Annotated in this window: 17 protein-coding genes and 1 pseudogene; 3 read left to right on the top strand and 15 right to left on the bottom strand. The window is 45.8% G+C overall.

Going from position 1 to position 15,997, the window contains the following annotated elements; translation table 11 throughout:
• Positions 1–3: 3 nt before the first annotated feature.
• From rbsK to GOL65_RS20375, 11 genes and pseudogenes are all read right to left on the bottom strand, one after another.
• Positions 4–933 (bottom strand): ribokinase, encoded by a 930-nt coding sequence (rbsK, locus tag GOL65_RS20425; protein ID WP_140921246.1) that lies wholly within the window; start codon positions 931–933, stop codon positions 4–6.
• Positions 934–1,016: 83 nt separating this feature from the next.
• On the bottom strand, positions 1,017–1,904 hold the full coding sequence (rbsB, locus tag GOL65_RS20420; RefSeq protein WP_140921247.1) for a ribose ABC transporter substrate-binding protein RbsB: 888 nt from the start codon (positions 1,902–1,904) through the stop codon (positions 1,017–1,019).
• A 24-nt stretch (positions 1,905–1,928) separates the two neighbouring features.
• The gene (rbsC, locus tag GOL65_RS20415) at positions 1,929–2,897 is read right to left on the bottom strand and encodes a ribose ABC transporter permease (protein ID WP_140921248.1); all 969 of its coding nucleotides are present in this window, start codon (positions 2,895–2,897) and stop codon (positions 1,929–1,931) included.
• A 6-nt stretch (positions 2,898–2,903) separates the two neighbouring features.
• Positions 2,904–4,409: a ribose ABC transporter ATP-binding protein RbsA gene (rbsA, locus tag GOL65_RS20410; RefSeq protein ID WP_140921249.1), complete on the bottom strand. Its 1,506-nt coding sequence runs from the start codon at positions 4,407–4,409 to the stop codon at positions 2,904–2,906.
• 9 nt (positions 4,410–4,418) lie between these two features.
• Positions 4,419–4,838, bottom strand: a complete 420-nt coding sequence (gene rbsD / locus GOL65_RS20405; RefSeq protein ID WP_140921250.1) for a D-ribose pyranase — start codon at positions 4,836–4,838, stop codon at positions 4,419–4,421.
• Positions 4,839–5,232: 394 nt separating this feature from the next.
• Positions 5,233–5,900: pseudogene (locus GOL65_RS20400) on the bottom strand (3-oxoacid CoA-transferase subunit B).
• Positions 5,897–6,556: an acetate CoA-transferase subunit alpha gene (atoD, locus tag GOL65_RS20395; RefSeq protein WP_140921251.1), complete on the bottom strand. Its 660-nt coding sequence runs from the start codon at positions 6,554–6,556 to the stop codon at positions 5,897–5,899. Before atoD ends, GOL65_RS20400 begins: the two are co-directional and overlap by 4 nt.
• Before the next feature lie 13 nt (positions 6,557–6,569).
• Entirely contained in the window at positions 6,570–7,748 is a 1,179-nt protein-coding gene (locus GOL65_RS20390) for an acetyl-CoA C-acetyltransferase (RefSeq protein ID WP_140921252.1), read from the bottom strand.
• Positions 7,745–8,578 (bottom strand): BKACE family enzyme, encoded by an 834-nt coding sequence (locus GOL65_RS20385; protein ID WP_140921253.1) that lies wholly within the window; start codon positions 8,576–8,578, stop codon positions 7,745–7,747. The genes GOL65_RS20390 and GOL65_RS20385 overlap by 4 nt, the downstream gene beginning before the upstream one ends.
• A gap of 1 nt (position 8,579) precedes the next feature.
• Complete coding sequence (locus GOL65_RS20380) at positions 8,580–9,839, bottom strand: MFS transporter (protein WP_140921254.1); 1,260 nt, start codon at positions 9,837–9,839, stop codon at positions 8,580–8,582.
• 15 nt (positions 9,840–9,854) lie between these two features.
• Positions 9,855–10,628: a cyclase family protein gene (locus GOL65_RS20375; protein WP_179038516.1), complete on the bottom strand. Its 774-nt coding sequence runs from the start codon at positions 10,626–10,628 to the stop codon at positions 9,855–9,857.
• A gap of 368 nt (positions 10,629–10,996) precedes the next feature.
• Here GOL65_RS20375 and GOL65_RS20370 point away from each other — a divergent pair, with 368 nt between their 5' ends.
• Positions 10,997–11,692 (top strand): TetR/AcrR family transcriptional regulator, encoded by a 696-nt coding sequence (locus tag GOL65_RS20370; RefSeq protein WP_179038515.1) that lies wholly within the window; start codon positions 10,997–10,999, stop codon positions 11,690–11,692.
• A 42-nt stretch (positions 11,693–11,734) separates the two neighbouring features.
• Here the strand turns inward: GOL65_RS20370 and sugE are convergent, their stop codons facing one another.
• From sugE to efp, 4 genes are all read right to left on the bottom strand, one after another.
• Complete coding sequence (gene sugE, locus GOL65_RS20365; protein WP_140921257.1) at positions 11,735–12,049, bottom strand: quaternary ammonium compound efflux SMR transporter SugE; 315 nt, start codon at positions 12,047–12,049, stop codon at positions 11,735–11,737.
• Between the two features lie 136 nt (positions 12,050–12,185).
• Positions 12,186–12,539 (bottom strand): DMT family protein, encoded by a 354-nt coding sequence (locus tag GOL65_RS20360; protein ID WP_108901218.1) that lies wholly within the window; start codon positions 12,537–12,539, stop codon positions 12,186–12,188.
• Between the two features lie 42 nt (positions 12,540–12,581).
• Entirely contained in the window at positions 12,582–12,713 is a 132-nt protein-coding gene (locus GOL65_RS20355; protein ID WP_140921258.1) for an entericidin A/B family lipoprotein, read from the bottom strand.
• Positions 12,714–12,795: 82 nt separating this feature from the next.
• Positions 12,796–13,362 (bottom strand): elongation factor P, encoded by a 567-nt coding sequence (efp, locus tag GOL65_RS20350; protein ID WP_130590181.1) that lies wholly within the window; start codon positions 13,360–13,362, stop codon positions 12,796–12,798.
• A gap of 42 nt (positions 13,363–13,404) precedes the next feature.
• Between efp and epmB the strand changes: the two genes are divergently transcribed.
• The gene (epmB, locus tag GOL65_RS20345) at positions 13,405–14,430 is read left to right on the top strand and encodes an EF-P beta-lysylation protein EpmB (RefSeq protein ID WP_140921259.1); all 1,026 of its coding nucleotides are present in this window, start codon (positions 13,405–13,407) and stop codon (positions 14,428–14,430) included.
• 279 nt (positions 14,431–14,709) lie between these two features.
• Positions 14,710–15,927: a flagellin lysine-N-methylase gene (gene fliB / locus GOL65_RS20340; protein ID WP_140921260.1), complete on the top strand. Its 1,218-nt coding sequence runs from the start codon at positions 14,710–14,712 to the stop codon at positions 15,925–15,927.
• Positions 15,928–15,997: the final 70 nt, after the last annotated feature.

Here is a 15,997-nt window from a genome sequence, read left to right as displayed (position 1 = left end):
ACATTACCCCTGTCTGGTTGCTAAAAAAGCATCGATCTCTTTACGCCACGGCACGGAAGGCTGAGCTCCCCGACGCGTTACCGCTATTGCCGCCGCCGCATGACCAAACTTAACCGCCTGATACAGTTCCTGACCTTCAAGCATTGCGGTAATCAAAGCGCCGTTAAAAGTATCACCGGCTGCAATAGTATCAACGGGTTCAACTTTATAGCCTTCAATCAGGCTACCAATGCCATCAATGCTTACCCAGGCGCCACGGCTACCCAGGGTGATAATCACCGTGCGGATGCCTTTCGCATGTAACAAACCAGCAGCTTTATTGGCGTCATCACTGTTAACAATGGTGATGCCCGTTAGTTGCTCCGCTTCTGTTTCATTAGGAGTAATAATGTCGATATTAGCCAACAGTTCGTCCGACAGCTCACGAGCAGGGGCCGGATTCAGAGCAACCAGTGTATCGTTCTGCTTCGCCAGTTTGGCGGCTGCCAGAATGGTTTCCAGTGGTGTTTCCAACTGCATTAGCAGCACATCAGCATCAATAACTTGCTGACGGTATTTATTCAGATAGTCAGGAGTAACCGCTGCGTTAGCACCTGCATCAATAGCAATGACGTTTTCGCCTTTGCCGTTAACAAAAATCATAGCAACACCGGTATTAGTACCGCTGATGCTCTCAATTGGTTGGATATCAATATTATCCAGCGTTAACTGTCGGCACACTTGCTTACCGATATCATCATCACCTACACAGGCAATAAAGGTAATATTGGCACCACTGCGGCCTGCGGCTACAGCCTGATTAGCGCCTTTACCACCAAACGAAATTCGGTAGTCTTTGCCGGTAATCGTTTCACCCGGGCGGGGAAATTCATTCACATTGAGAATGTGGTCTGCATTAATACTTCCCAGCACCACCAGTTTATTCGCTGACATCATCGCCCCCTTGGGAAAGATCACGCGGTAAATGCGATTTTACCGCGTGTACTACATACTGATAACGTTCTGTCTGTACAGACTTATTCAGTGATCAGTTTTAATGCTACCGGGTTGCTTGCTTCTACTTTTTCGCCTTTCAGGATCTTGTCAGCAACCTCAACACCCATGCTACCAATCAGTTCTGGCTGTTGAGCAATAGTTGCGCTCATACGACCACTTTTCACTGCTTTAATACCGTCGTTAGTACCATCAAAGCCAACAATCAGTACATCTTTCTTACCAGCGGTTTGCAGTGCACGCATTGCACCCAATGCCATTTCGTCGTTCTGAGCAAACACAGCCTGAACATCAGCATGAGCAGTCAGCAGGTTTTGCATGACGTTCAAACCTTTAGTACGGTCAAAATCTGCAGGTTGGCTGGCTAGCAGTTTAAATGGATGGTCAGTCATAGATTGCTTAAAGCCTTCACCACGCTCACGAGCGGCAGAAGTTCCGGTGATACCTTCTAACTGAATGACTTTGGCATCATTACCCAATTTCTTGGCGATGAATTCACCAGCCATTTTACCGCCAGCAACGTTATCAGAAGCAACATGGCTGGCAACTTCGCCTTTATTAGCAGCACGGTCCAGAGTGACCACAGGGATCTTAGCTTTGTTAGCCATCAGTACTGCGTTACCCACAGCATCAGAATCCGTTGGGTTGATCAGCAGTAGCTTGGTACCGCGAACGGTCAGATCCTGCACGTTACCTAACTCTTTAGCCGGGTTGTTTTGGGAGTCCAGTACGATCAAGTTGTAGCCTAATTCATCGGCTTTTTTCTGAGCGCCATCCTTCATAGATACGAAGAATGGGTTATTAAGCGTAGAGACTACCAGCGCAATGTTATCCTTCGCCATCGCACCAGCACTGACAGAAAGGGTTAACGCGGTAGCAGAAACTAACATAGCCAGCTTTTTCATATTCATCTTCATTATTCCTGTATAAAAAGGTTATTTACTGCTTCTGTTTTCTACTAATACCGCCAGTAAAATGACGGCGCCTTTCACTATCATTTGGAAGTAAGCAGATACGCCTAATAAGTTGAGCGCATTGCTCAGGAATCCCAGAATCAGAGCACCAATTAATGTACCAGTGATCCGTCCTTTTCCTCCTGCCAGACTGGTTCCCCCCAACACTACCGCAGCAATGGCATCTAATTCATAGCCAAGGCCTGCCGTTGGTTGAGCTGAGGATAAACGTCCAACTTCAATAATGCCTGCCAGCGCGGTTAACATACCGCACAGTGCATACACTATAATTTTAACTCTATCGACACTGATACCCGACAAACGTGTTGCCGACTCATTACCGCCCAGTGCATAAATATAACGTCCCAGACGAGTATGATTCAGTAAGTACCAGGCACCAATAAATACGATAACCATAATCCAGATTGGAGCCGGAATGCCCAATGGGCGGCCTACACCAAACCATTCAAAAGCTTCTGCCGAGTCGGTAAAGCCCAGGTTTATCGGACTACCTTCCGAGTAGACCAGCGTTGCTCCGCGCAGCATTAGCATCATTACCAGCGTAGCAATAAACGCCTGCACTTTGCCTTTAGCTACAATTACACCGGTGATGGTACCAATACCGGCTCCCAGCACCAGTGCGCCCGCCAGAGCAACAAAAACGTTTAGCTCAAGACCAACCAGTGATGCAGCAACGGCACCGGTTAACGCCAGTATTGAACCCACCGACAGGTCAATGCCTGAGGTTAAGATTACCAGCGTCATACCCACGGCAATAATGGCGTTTACCGAAGTCTGTTGCAAAATATTGAACAGGTTATCGATAGTAAAGAAGTTAGGGCTAAGAAACGAAACCACAATGATCAAAACGATCAAAGCAATCAGCGATTTCTGCTCAAGCAACCACTCCTTATTGAAGCGACTGGTTGAAGGTGTTTTTGAGGTATTCACTGTGTCTTACTCCTGCGTAACACCGTACTGTTTGCCGACCGCCGCCGCCATCAGTACTTCTTGTGTTGCCTGTTCAATAGGGAATTCGCCGCTGATACGGCCTTCATGCATAACCAGAATACGATCGCTCATGCCAATAACTTCCGGCATTTCAGAAGAGATTAAGATGATGCTTAATCCTTCGCGTTTGAACTGGTTAATAAGTTGATAGATCTCTTTCTTAGCACCAACATCCACACCGCGCGTTGGCTCATCCAGAATCAGAACGTTTGGACGTGTCATCAGGCCACGGGCAATAGCAATTTTTTGTTGATTACCACCGGACAGCAGGCCAATAGTCTGCATCATCGATGGTGTTTTGATATTGAATAACTTAATGAAATCACTGACCGCCTGCTGTTCTTCAGCGTGCTTTAGTGACCCCCACTGCTTGCTGAAATAGCGCAATGCGGTAAGAGACATATTCTCTTTAACCGACATGCCCAACACCAGACCATCACCTTTGCGATCTTCAGAAATATAGACGATGCCATTTTTCAGGCCATCTTGTGGGCTATGAATTTTTATTGCATGGCCATCAAGAACCACACTGCCGGAACTATGAGGCAGCGCACCATAAATCATTTTCATTAATTCGGTACGACCAGCACCCATCAGGCCGGAAACACCGAGAATTTCACTGCGATAAAGATCGAAGCTGACATCGTGGACGCCTTTACCGGAAAGATTTTTCACCTGTAAACGCAAACTACCGCGAGGCTGATCCAGACGAGGGTAGAGATCCTCAAGACGACGACCCACCATCATTTCAATCAATCGGTCTTCATCTAAATCCGCTACCGGGCGTTCGCCAATGAAAGCACCATCGCGCAGCACTGTCACATCATCACAAATCTCAAAGATCTCTTTCAGACGATGGGAAATATAAACAATGCCGCAGCCCTGAGCCCGCAACTCGTTAATCACATTAAACAACGAGGCGGTTTCGGTATCGGTTAATGCATCTGTCGGTTCGTCCATAATAATAACTTTGGACTCAAAGCTCAGCACTTTGGCGATTTCCACCATTTGCTGATCGCCAATAGACAGTTCACTAACCAGACGGCGACTGCTGTAGTCGACATTTAAGCGACGCAGCAGACGATCGGCTTCCGCATAGGTTTTCTTCCAGTCGATACGGCCAATAGCGTTAACAAATTCCCGCCCAAGAAAGATATTTTCAGCGATGCTCAGCTGTGGAATCAGGTTTAATTCCTGATGGATAATACCAATTCCCGCTTCCTGAGAGGCTTTAGGACCAGTGAAGGCCACTTCTTTACCGAGGTATTCGATAGTTCCGGCATCTTTGGTGTAAATACCGGTCAGTACCTTCATCAGAGTGGATTTGCCCGCACCGTTTTCTCCCAGCAAGGCCATCACTTTGCCGGGATAAACGCTAAGACTGGCACCGGATAGCGCTTTCACGCCGGGAAAGGATTTATCGATACCGTTAAGTTTAAGCAGAGGTTGCATAGGAGTACCTCAAAACACAACGCCGGAGCACAGAATAATATTAGCGTAAGGGGAACATTCGCCCGTACGTACAATGGCCCGGCTGTTATGGGATAAAGCCTTAAACTGTTCGTGGGAGACATACTCCAACGCAATAACATTGCCCTGACGCTGTTCCAGCTGTTTAAGACGGGTCAGCAATTCTTGATGAATATGCTGGTTTTTTTCTTTGATTTCACTGGCAATAATCGCTTTTTCGACCTGCATTTCATCCGTTACGGTATCAAATACCTGTAAGAATGAAGGCACACCGAGCGTCAGTGCTAAATCAATGCGCTCAACAGATGCAGGAATAGGTAAACCCGCATCGCCGATAGTCAGCGTATCGGTGTGCCCTAACTGCGAAATCACGGAAGAGAGCATGGAGTTAAGCAGCTTACCTTTTTTCATTTATCCCACCTTCTGTTGAACTGGTTTGGCGGTTTTACCGTCATCGAAACGTTTCGTTGTTATCGGGAGTATTAGAAAAATTGTCGGCGAAAGCAAAAGGATTTTGGAAAATTTGTGACCTTCATCGAAACGTTTCGATTTATCGTCAGTGCCTGATGTAGCTGAAACGGTTAAGTCTGAATTGAGTCATTTCACCCCAATTTCAGGATTACCAGAAGTATAGTTGGATAATTTATATTCAGAGCTTAAAAAAGAGTGGTCGGGCTTATCACTCTGTTTATCGCACGAAAGATTTGAAAAAAGTACCATCCGACTACGCAGGAGGAGAAGCTTTTGCCGGATGGTACAAAGGGGTAATCAAGGAGTTAGTTTGTTAGCTGTCTTATTATAATCCTCAGGCAGTGAGAGGCTCTCCCACCGCAATCTGTTTGAGCTGTTCATCTATAACAAACTCAGCATCTGTTCTTGCCGTAATCTCTTCAATGGATACTCCCGGAGCATGTTCGGTTAGTACCAACTTTCCGTCTTTGAAGCGAAATACGGCTAGCTCGGTGACAATCATCGATACACAATTTTCAGCAGTTAACGGCAATGCGCATTGCTTAAGAATTTTTGCTGCACCATTTTTTGCATTGTGTTCCATGGCAACAATAACTTTGCGAGCCCCGGTAACTAAGTCCATCGCCCCCCCATACCGGGTACCATCTTGCCCGGTATCATCCAGTTAGCCAGATTGCCTTTTTGATCGACTTCCAGTCCCCCCAAAACACAAGCATCAACATGACCACCGCGGATCAGGGCAAAAGAAAAGGAGCTGTCAAAAGTGGAGCCTCCGGAAATAATTCCGCATGGCTGACCGCCCGCATTCGCTAAATCAGGATCGGGATTAGCTTCATCCGCCGGACAAATACCTAAAAACCCGTTTTCCGATTGCAGAACAATATCCACATCATCAGGCAGATAATGAGCCACCAGCGTAGGTAAACCGATACCCAGATTCACGATGTCACCGTCTTTTAGCTCTTGTGCCACGCGACGGGCAATAAACTCTTTCGGACTCATGACGCATCTCCTTTTATCAGGCCACTGACTAACATGCCGGGTGTCATCACCATGTCCGGATCAAGATCGCCGACATTAACCAGTTCCTCGACCTCAGCAAATACCTGCTCTGCCGCCAGCGCAATAATCGGATTAAAGTTTCTGGCTGAACGTCGATAGTAGAGGTTGCCCGCCGTATCGCCGCGTTTGGCATGAATAACCGCCAGATCGGCTTTCAACGGCATCTCCAACAGATAGTCGCGACCGTCAATGGTCATACGCTGCTTACCCTGCTCCACAACAGTTCCAACTCCGGTTGGCGTCAGAAAACCACCTAATCCGGAACCACCAGCACGAATACGCTCCACCAGTGTTCCCTGTGGTACTAACTCAACTTCCATCTCCCCTGCCATCATTTGGCGACCGGTTTCCGGGTTTAACCCAATATGTGAGGCGATCACTTTTTTTACGCGCCCCGCCGCAATCAGAGGAGCGACGCCGATACCCGGAATCGCGGTATCATTACCAATCAGCGTTAGGTCTTTTATGCCCGATTCAAACAGCATTCTCATAATGGTTGGCGGAGTACCACTGCCCATAAAACCGCCAAACATCACGCTCATGCCATCACGGAAATGGCGGGTAACATCATCCTTGCTCATCACTTTGGATTTCATTGCCCTTCTCCTTTTATATCCGTTCGACAATGACAGAAACGCCCTGCCCGCCACCAACACATAGGGTTGCCAGTCCGAAGGTTTTATCTTGTGCCTGTAATGCATGCAGAAGCGTCACCAGAATACGAGCACCAGAGGCCCCAATTGGATGCCCCAGCGCAATAGCTCCGCCATTCACGTTGGTTTTTTCGGCGTCAAAGCATAACTCTCTGCCAACCGCGATAAACTGTGCGGCAAAAGCCTCGTTCGCTTCGATCAGATCAATATCAGACACACTCAGGCGCGCTTTTTCCAGCGCCCTTAGCGTTGCCGGAACGGGACCCATCCCCATAAATGCAGGGTCAACACCACCGGAGCCATAACCGCGAATACGTGCCATTGGTTTTAAACCGAGCGCTTTTGCTTTTTCGCCACTCATCACAATCAACGCTGCGGCACCATCATTAATACCAGAGGCATTACCAGCAGTTACACTACCATCAGCTTTAAATGCCGGGCGTAATTTTGCTAATGCTTCTGCTGATGCATCAGCCCGTGCGTATTCATCCTGCTCAAACAGGATTTCAGCTTTCTTCTGTCGGATCGTAACCGGGGTAATTTCTTTAACAAAGGCACCACGATTAATGGCGGCAACTGCGCGCTGCTGGGAACGCAAAGCAACTTCATCTTGTTCAGCACGACTGATTTGATAGCGCTCGGCAATATTCTCTGCCGTCATTCCCATATGATATTGATTAAAGGCACAACTTAACCCGTCATGCACCACCGTATCCACCAGAGTACCGTTACCCATGCGATAGCCCCAACGAGCCTTATCTAACAGATAGGGTGCAGCCGACATATTCTCCATACCACCAGCGAGAACGGTTTGGGCATCTCCTGCGGCAATCATTTGTGCAGCCATAATCACGCTCTTCAAGCCTGAACCACAAACCACATTAATGGTGGTTGCTGGTACTCTTTCTGATATTCCTGCATTCAATGCAGCCTGACGTGCCGGGTTCTGGCCAAGACCCGATTGCAGCACATTACCCAGAATCACTTCATCAATATCGCTGGCCTCAATACCAGCGCGTTTAATTACATCTTCCGCCACCAATGTGCCCAGTCTGGGTGCAGGAATAGAGGCTAAAGCACCACCAAAGCTGCCAATAGCCGTTCTCGCCGCATTAACAATGACGATATCACTCATAATGCAGCTCCTTTCAGGCCCAGAATTTGACGTGCCTCTGCAGGCGTTGCCGTACCGCGTCCCGCTTCATCCGCCAGACGTACCGCACGGGAAACAAACTCTGCGTTAGATTGTGCCAGGCGTCCTTTGCTGTAATAGACGTTATCTTCCATGCCAACCCGCACATGCCCACCTAAAGCCAGCGTTGCCAGCAGAATCGGCATATGGCCTTTACCAATGCCAAATGCTGACCAGTGTGCTTCTGGCGGCAACAGATTTCGCAGATACACCAGATTTTCTACCGTTGCGGTCGTACCACCTGCGGCACCCAACACCAGTTGATAGTAAGCTGGGGTTTTAATCAGATTTTTCTTAATGTAATAGAGCGAGTTATAAAACATACCGGCATCAAAAATTTCGATTTCTGGTTTTACACCACTGTCGATCATCACCTGACCAAGCTGCTCTAAAAATTTAGGATGGTTGATAAACAAACCGCTATGGGCCCAGTTCATTGAACCGCAGTCATAAGAGGCCAGTTCAGGTTTCAGGGCAGCCACATGCATCATTCGGGTTTCATCAGTAGCATTCAGGTCACCTGACGTGGTGAGATTAATCACGATGTCGCATTTTTCACGGATTAAGGCGACAGTTTCGCTGAATTTATCAATATTCATCGTCCCTTTGCCTTGGTCATCTCGCATATGTAAGTGCGCAATCGCAGCGCCTGCCTGCCAACACTCATAAACATCATTGGCAATCTCTTTTGGCGTCAGAGGAATATTCGGATTGTCTTCCTTAGTTGGAAAAGCTCCGGTAGTCGCAACGGTAATAATAGTTTTGTTGTTCATGTTAGTTTCCTTCCTGCGCTTCAAGATTAGACTGTGCTGCTGTCGGCTGTTTTTTGCCGTCGATATTAGGGAGTGCAAACATCATGAATCCCGCCAGACAGAAGAACACTGCGCAGATCATAATGCCGGTGACTAAGCCATAGCTTTGAGCAATAAAGCCCATGGCGAATGGAGCGAATGCAGATACGCCGCGACCAATGTTAAAACAGAAACCTGCACCAATAGTGCGTACTCTGGTTGGGAATAATTCAGGGAAGTAAGACCCCATCAACCCAACGAAAGCGGTAAAGAAGGCGTATACCGGTCCCATAATCAACAGAGCCATTTCTCCGGTCATGCTGACATAAATAGGTAAAGTAATAGCGGTGCCGATAAATGACCAAATCAAAGCGGTACGGCGACCGACCTTATCCGCCACGATGCCGAAAACGTTATAGCCAACAAACATACCGACGTTGAGCACCACGAAGAACAGAGACATGTTTTCCAGGCTTAGCCCACGATCCTGAGTTAAAAACAGCGGTAACCAGGTGGTACAACCCCAGTAACCGATCAGACCAAAGCTGGCAACGATAGTGGCAAGCACGGTATTACGAGCCAGTTCAGGTGAGAAAATCTCTGAAATAGATACGCGTTCACTTTTATTTTTGCGTGACTCTTTCTCTTTCTTCCAGGTTTCTGATTCCGGTACAAAAATCAGGAAATAGATCGCCGCGATAATGGCACCTGCGCCACACAAGAACAGTGCTCTCCAGCCGTAGCTAGGAATGATCAGATATGACAGGAATGCAGCCAGCCCGGCGCCAACCGGAAATGAACTCAACACAAAAGAAGCCGCACGCCCACGCTGTTTCGCTGGCCAGGTTTCAGAAATATAAGCAACAATAATGCTCCATACCCCACCCAACCCCAGGCCAGCCAGAAAGCGCAGTACCAGTATTTCAAACCATGTGCTGGTAAAAGCAATCGCTGCCGTCAGGATACTGAATAGCATCAGGCTCCAAAACAGCGTTTTACGTCGGCCATAGTTGTCCGCACACCAGCCAACAACAATACTGCTCAGGCCAATCCCCACCATGGTAGATGTGGCAAGTAAACCACCATCTGCTTTCGAAATACCAAGGTCGGCAATAATTACCGGCATAGAAACCGCAAGCAGCAATATATCCACTGCATCAAACATATAGCCAAAGAAACCGCCAAACAGCACATGCCATTTAGTATTCTTCTTGCCCGTTGGGGTACTACTGGAATTCGTCATAATGTTGTCTCCCTATCAGAGGTCGAACATGGCTACTGGCCGGCACCAACCGGCGCTGGCGGCCTTAATCTTCACAGGGAAACAGGCAATCTTGAAGCCAAATGGCGGTAACTGGTCAAGATTATTCATTTTTTCCATGTGGTAATATTCGCGTTCAATACCGGCAAAGTGACCTTCCCATATCAAAGAGGAATCACCAGTTTTCTCAAATTCTTCGGCAATCAGCGATAAAGGGCGATCCCAACTCCAGGCATCAGTCCCTACCACTTTGATGCCTCGTTCCAGCAGATATAACGTCGCCTCACGGCTCATGCCACAGCCTGCACTAGTGTATGCGGTTGTTCCCCAGTGCTTCATTGCACCGGTATGAATCACAACGATATCCAGCGGTTTTAAGCTATAGCCAATACGGTCCAGCTCTGCTTCCAGATGAGCTACGGTGATTTTTCCACCCTCACCAGGAACTTTAGAGAAGTCGAGCTTAACGCCATCAGAAAAACACCATTCCAGAGGAATATGGTCAATAGTACGAGCTGGCTCACCTTTATTCATGGTGGGATGGTAATGCCATGGCGCATCCAAATGAGTTCCGCTATGAGTGGTTAACTGTACATATTCAATTGACCAGCCAAGACCTTCTGGCAGGTCTTTGTCCGTTGCGGTTGGGAAAAACTGCCGCATATGTTCAGCCCCTTTTTCATGGCCCCAATAATCAATTTTGGTAGGCATTGAAGGCGGATCGCAAGGGGTACTGTCTTCAATAGTTACGCTGAGATCGATGATTTTCATATGACACACTCACTTTTTATTTATCTAAACGGGTATCCACTGCTTTTCTTTAATTAGTTAGATAATATTATTTGGTCGTACGTCCAACCTATAAGTTATTTAGACAGTCGTCCAACTCATTTTTGAAAGATCGTGAAGTGGATCCTGAAAAATCGTTATCAGGTAAATAGGGAGTTTCTAATGTGTTAAAAAATAGGGTAATTGAGAGATGTAATTAAAGTCTGTACACAGAAGCCGAATCTAAGAGAAAGTACAACGGCTGGTCGCAAGCGGATAAAATTAGATGTATTTCTGCTATGCGGCTTTATAATGATCAGACGTTTAGCCAGGAAGCCGCTGGTCGCCTCTTTGACGGTATAAAATACGACATGCAAATATCAACATCAGAAAAAATTCTTAATGCAGCTGAAGAACTCTTCGCCCTGAGTAGCTATGATGCCGTATCTATCCGTCAGATAACTCAAAAAGCCGATGTAAAATTAGCGCTGGCTCACTACCATTTTGGTACCAAAGAAGCACTGTTTGATGCAGTGATTAAACGCAGAATTGGACTATTAAGCGAATCTCGCCTGCAGCTTCTTGACTACTTCAGTCATGAGAATAGCAATAAGCCGCTTTCCATTGAGCAAATTGTCCATGCTTTCGTGACGCCCTATCTGTTCTGGCATTTGAACGGTGGTGCCGGTTGGCGCAGCTATGCGCGCATTGTATCTACGTTATTAGGCTATAACCTGTCACTATTACAGGAGCAGTTTGATTCTGGTGCCGCACGCTTTCAGCAGGAGATGCGTCGTGCTATGCCAGGAGCCGATGAGGCCAGCATTCAATGGGGTTTTGACTTTATGGTAGGTGTGATGTGTAACACTTTCTCGGAAGTCGATCGTATCGGAGGCCTGTCGCAGCAACTCTGTTCAGTGGAAAATAAAGAACAGGCTTGCGAATACTTACTTTCCTTTATTGTTGCTGGTTTGGAACGTTTAGCCATCAACAACAAACAGAATCTCAACCATAGCCTGTCAGTGCTTAAATCGCTTAATCCGCTTGATAACACAGTCGAAAAATAAACCCACCGAGTGCCGCTTTAACACCAGGTGGGCTAATGTTTTTTAGGAACTAAACTTCAGACCAATGATACCGCCAATAATCAGACACAGGCTGATTATTCTCATTACGCTGGCAGACTCTCCCAGCAAAACGATCCCCGTTATTGCAGCTCCGACGGCACCAATACCAGTCCAGACTGCATATGCAGTTCCCACGGGTAGTGTTTTCATCGCATTTGCCAACAGAAAAACGCTGGCGGCCATTGCTACTGCGGTAATAATACTGGGGGTTAAGCGGGTAAATCCGTGGCTATATTTCAAACCGACAGCCCATACCACTTCCAGTAAACCGGCAATAAACAGAATAATCCAGGCCATAATAGGTACTCCCCTGATACTTTGGGGTCGTCCCCTGAAATGATGACGCGTGGTCAGGTCGTCCCAACCAGCCAATTAACAGATACTGCCTATCTTATTTCTGTAAACCTTGAAATAAAATAGTGCAGTTCTGTAATTATACCATGATTTTATTCCTGAACATAAAGAACACCGCGCCCAGCAAACACAAGCCGGCCCAAATATAGTCGGTACGGAAAGGTTCTTTAAGTATGTACATAGAGAAAGGAATAAACACTGTCAGACTAATCACTTCCTGAATAATCTTTAGCTGACCCGCGCTGGCAACTTCATAACCGATACGGTTAGCCGGTACCTGCAATAGATATTCAAACAGAGCAATGCCCCAACTGACTAGTGCAGCAATTACCCAGGTTTTACTATGAAAATATTTCAGATGCCCATACCAGGCAAAAGTCATGAACACGTTGCTCAACGTCAACATGCAAACAGTGATAATCAATGATGACATGACGGCTATACCCTGATAACAGAATAACCTGAGAAATTAACTTCAGCTGGCCCCACGTTCAATTGCACTACCAACATGGCGGATATCTTCTCCGAAACCACGAATGGTGTTACAACCACTGAGTGCTGAAACCACAACCAGTGATAAAAAGATAGCACTAATAACCTTAACCATGCAGCACTCCTTATCGTCAGAATTGTTTTGGAAGGAAAAACAGATAAGGCCGTAAAACGGCCTTATCTGGCGATTAAGATAATTACTTAACGCGAGATACGTATTCGCCAGAGCGAGTGTCAACTTTAATCACTTCGCCTAACTGAACAAATAATGGAACTTTAACTACCGCGCCGGTAGACAGAGTTGCTGGTTTGCCGCCGGTACCTGCAGTATCACCTTTCAGACCTGGATCGGTATCAACGATTTCCAGTTCAACGAAGTTAGGTGGGGTTACTGCGATTGGAGAACCATTCCACAGGGTCAGAATACATTCAGCCTGTTCAACCAACCATTTAGCGTTATCACCAACGGCTTTCGCATCCGCAGCTAATTGCTCAAAGGTTTCATTGTTCATGAAGTGCCAGAAATCACCGTCGTTATATAAATAAGTCAGGTTCATATCCATAACGTCAGCACCTTCAGCACTATCAGTAGATTTGAAGGTTTTCTCTAATAACTTGCCAGAAATCAGTTTGCGCAGACGAACGCGAGCAAAGGCCTGACCTTTACCTGGTTTCACAAATTCACTTTCAATAACGGCACAAGGTTCGCCGTCTAGCATGATTTTAAGACCCGGACGGAAATCGTTGCTAGAATAAGTCGCCATGATGGTCCTCTTTCTTGATTAATTTAGGTAGCTCAGCTAAAAATGGCGCACATTGTAACCTATAACACCGCAACTAGAGAAGGATGGTTGCAACAGTTATCGGATGTTATTACCGATCCTGAAGAATTATTACGTTTTTTATCTCTTGAGAATCACCCTGAACTACGTGCCGGTATCGAGGCTCGTCGTCTGTTTGCCTTACGTGTTCCCCGGGCATTTGCAGCCAGAATGAAAAAAGGTGACGCCAGTGACCCTCTGCTGCGACAGGTCATTACACTACAAGATGAGTTTTATGAAACGCCAGGTTACAGTGTAGATCCTTTAGAAGAGCAAAGTACGGCCGTCCCTGGTTTATTACATAAATATCATAACCGGGCTTTATTACTGGTTAAGGGTGGATGTGCCGTTAACTGTCGATACTGCTTCCGTCGCCATTTTCCCTACCATGATAATCCGGGTAATAAAGAGAGCTGGAAGAACGCACTGAATTATCTTAGTCAGCATACTGAGCTGGACGAACTTATCTTTTCCGGAGGCGACCCGCTGATGGCCAAAGATCATGAACTGGACTGGCTGATAACAGAAGTAGAAAAAATCCCTCATCTGCAACGCTTACGCATTCATTCCCGCTTACCTGTCGTTATCCCGGACAGAATAACCGATGAACTATGCCAACGCTTTGCCCGTTCGCGCTTACAAATCATTCTGGTTACCCATATTAATCATGAAAATGAGATTGATATTGATGTAAAAAACAGTATACGAAAATTAAAAAATGTTGGAGTAACCTTATTAAATCAAAGCGTATTATTGAAAGGTGTTAATGATAATTGCAACGCTTTGGTTAATCTGAGTAATGCATTATTTAACACAGGGATATTACCTTATTATCTCCACGTATTAGATAAAGTTCAGGGGGCCGCACATTTTATGGTTGATGATAACGAAGCTCGCCATATCATGCGGGAAATGTTGAAAACAACATCAGGCTATCTGGTTCCAAAACTAACCCGGGAAATAGGCGGGCAACCGAGCAAAACACCAATAGATCTTAACGTAACAATTTAATAATAAAAAACAATCTACAGAAAAACTCATCTCAAACCTTCTTGATAACAGATGAGTTTTTTCTAGCAGGGCAAGATAAACAGTTAGCTTTAAAATAATTTAAATAAATATATTTTTACATCATTATTACAACTAATATCTTACAAAAATAAATATAAAAACTCTTTTATCAAGCTAATATAATTCTCTGTTCTTTATGCTGGCTTTACTTATTTACCATTTAGAAATAAAACCGTACTATAACTGTTAATGGAATAAATATACATTGGATAGGCTGGGATGAATATTATCAATATTTATGAACCTGAATATGTACGCCGGTTTCAATGTAATGGCGGTGGATGCTTATGTACCTGTTGTATTGGTAAAGAGATTCCTCTGGATAAAATCAGCACTCAGGCTTATCTGAAGAGCTCTGATGAAGATATCCGCACGGTAGCTCAACAAAGCATTCAACTGGCAAAAACCGATCTGGAAAACTGGGGCACTATTCATCTAACCACAGATAACTACTGTCCGTTTTTTGATAAGGGCCGTTCCTGTACTTACTGCCTTATTGGCCGCAGGGACGATCTTCATACTCGTCCTAAATTCTGCCTAGATTACCCCTATGTGGATATTCGCTGGCAAAATGAGCTACGTAAAAGTTTAGCGATTGAGTGTCCGGAAGCTTGCGGTCAGATCCTGATGAGCCAGACATCTATCTGGTTGGAATCAAAAAAATTAATTTCATCCCGAAGCCAATCACCGCTCAACGATATTTACCATCTGGTTAATGCCGAATGTATTGCCATTGCCCTACGCCCGGAACTATCACTTTCAGAACGATTACTGGCAATCGGTGAATTAATATTGCCAATAGCCCGGGATGATTACACCAATACAAAGCAGAAACATCAGGTGATTGAAAAGCTACATTTGCGAGCGGCATCATTAACTCATGATTATATTAATTCTCGCATGAGTAAGATTCCCACCAACAATGTGGCCCGTTGGCAGTTGTTTGCTCAAATTGGGTCTCAGGTAGCGGAATTAGCCAACGTTGAGACGGTGCCGACTATGGCGACATTCTGGAAAGAGGTTCACCATGATATTCTGCAGCAGTCCACTGAGAGTGGTGCGCAAAAAATTATGGATCTTGAAAACGCCTGGATGCAGACCGTCACTCCAGTATTTAATGAATTCCCCCATGTAGTGACCAACTATTTGTTTTATCGTCTTTATCACGATAGCTTCCCCTATCATGCAAAAATGTCTGAGACAGAGACCTATTATCAGCTAATTACTGACTGCTTTATCTTGCGCAATTTGCTCGGTTACTGGGCTTTAAAATATTCCCAGCTCAGAAAATCAAAGATGATCGATATTGTGAATATTTATCACCGCTGGCGCCGTCAATATCCGGAAACATTTAAATTGTCGTCCAACAGTCTAAAAGAAAGCGGGCTTTACCATCCGGAAAATATCCTCCAGTTATTGTTGAATCCCGCACCTTAACATTTTACCTAATCTGGTTTTAAGGCATAAAAAAACCCCGGTTTACACCGGGGTTTTTACTATTCAGACT

Source organism: Limnobaculum xujianqingii (assembly GCF_013394855.1).
In the GTDB taxonomy this organism is placed as follows: Bacteria; Pseudomonadota; Gammaproteobacteria; order Enterobacterales; family Enterobacteriaceae; genus Limnobaculum; species Limnobaculum xujianqingii.
The sequence above is the reverse complement of the archived record's forward strand: the minus strand, read 5'-3'. Positions and strand labels throughout refer to the sequence as shown.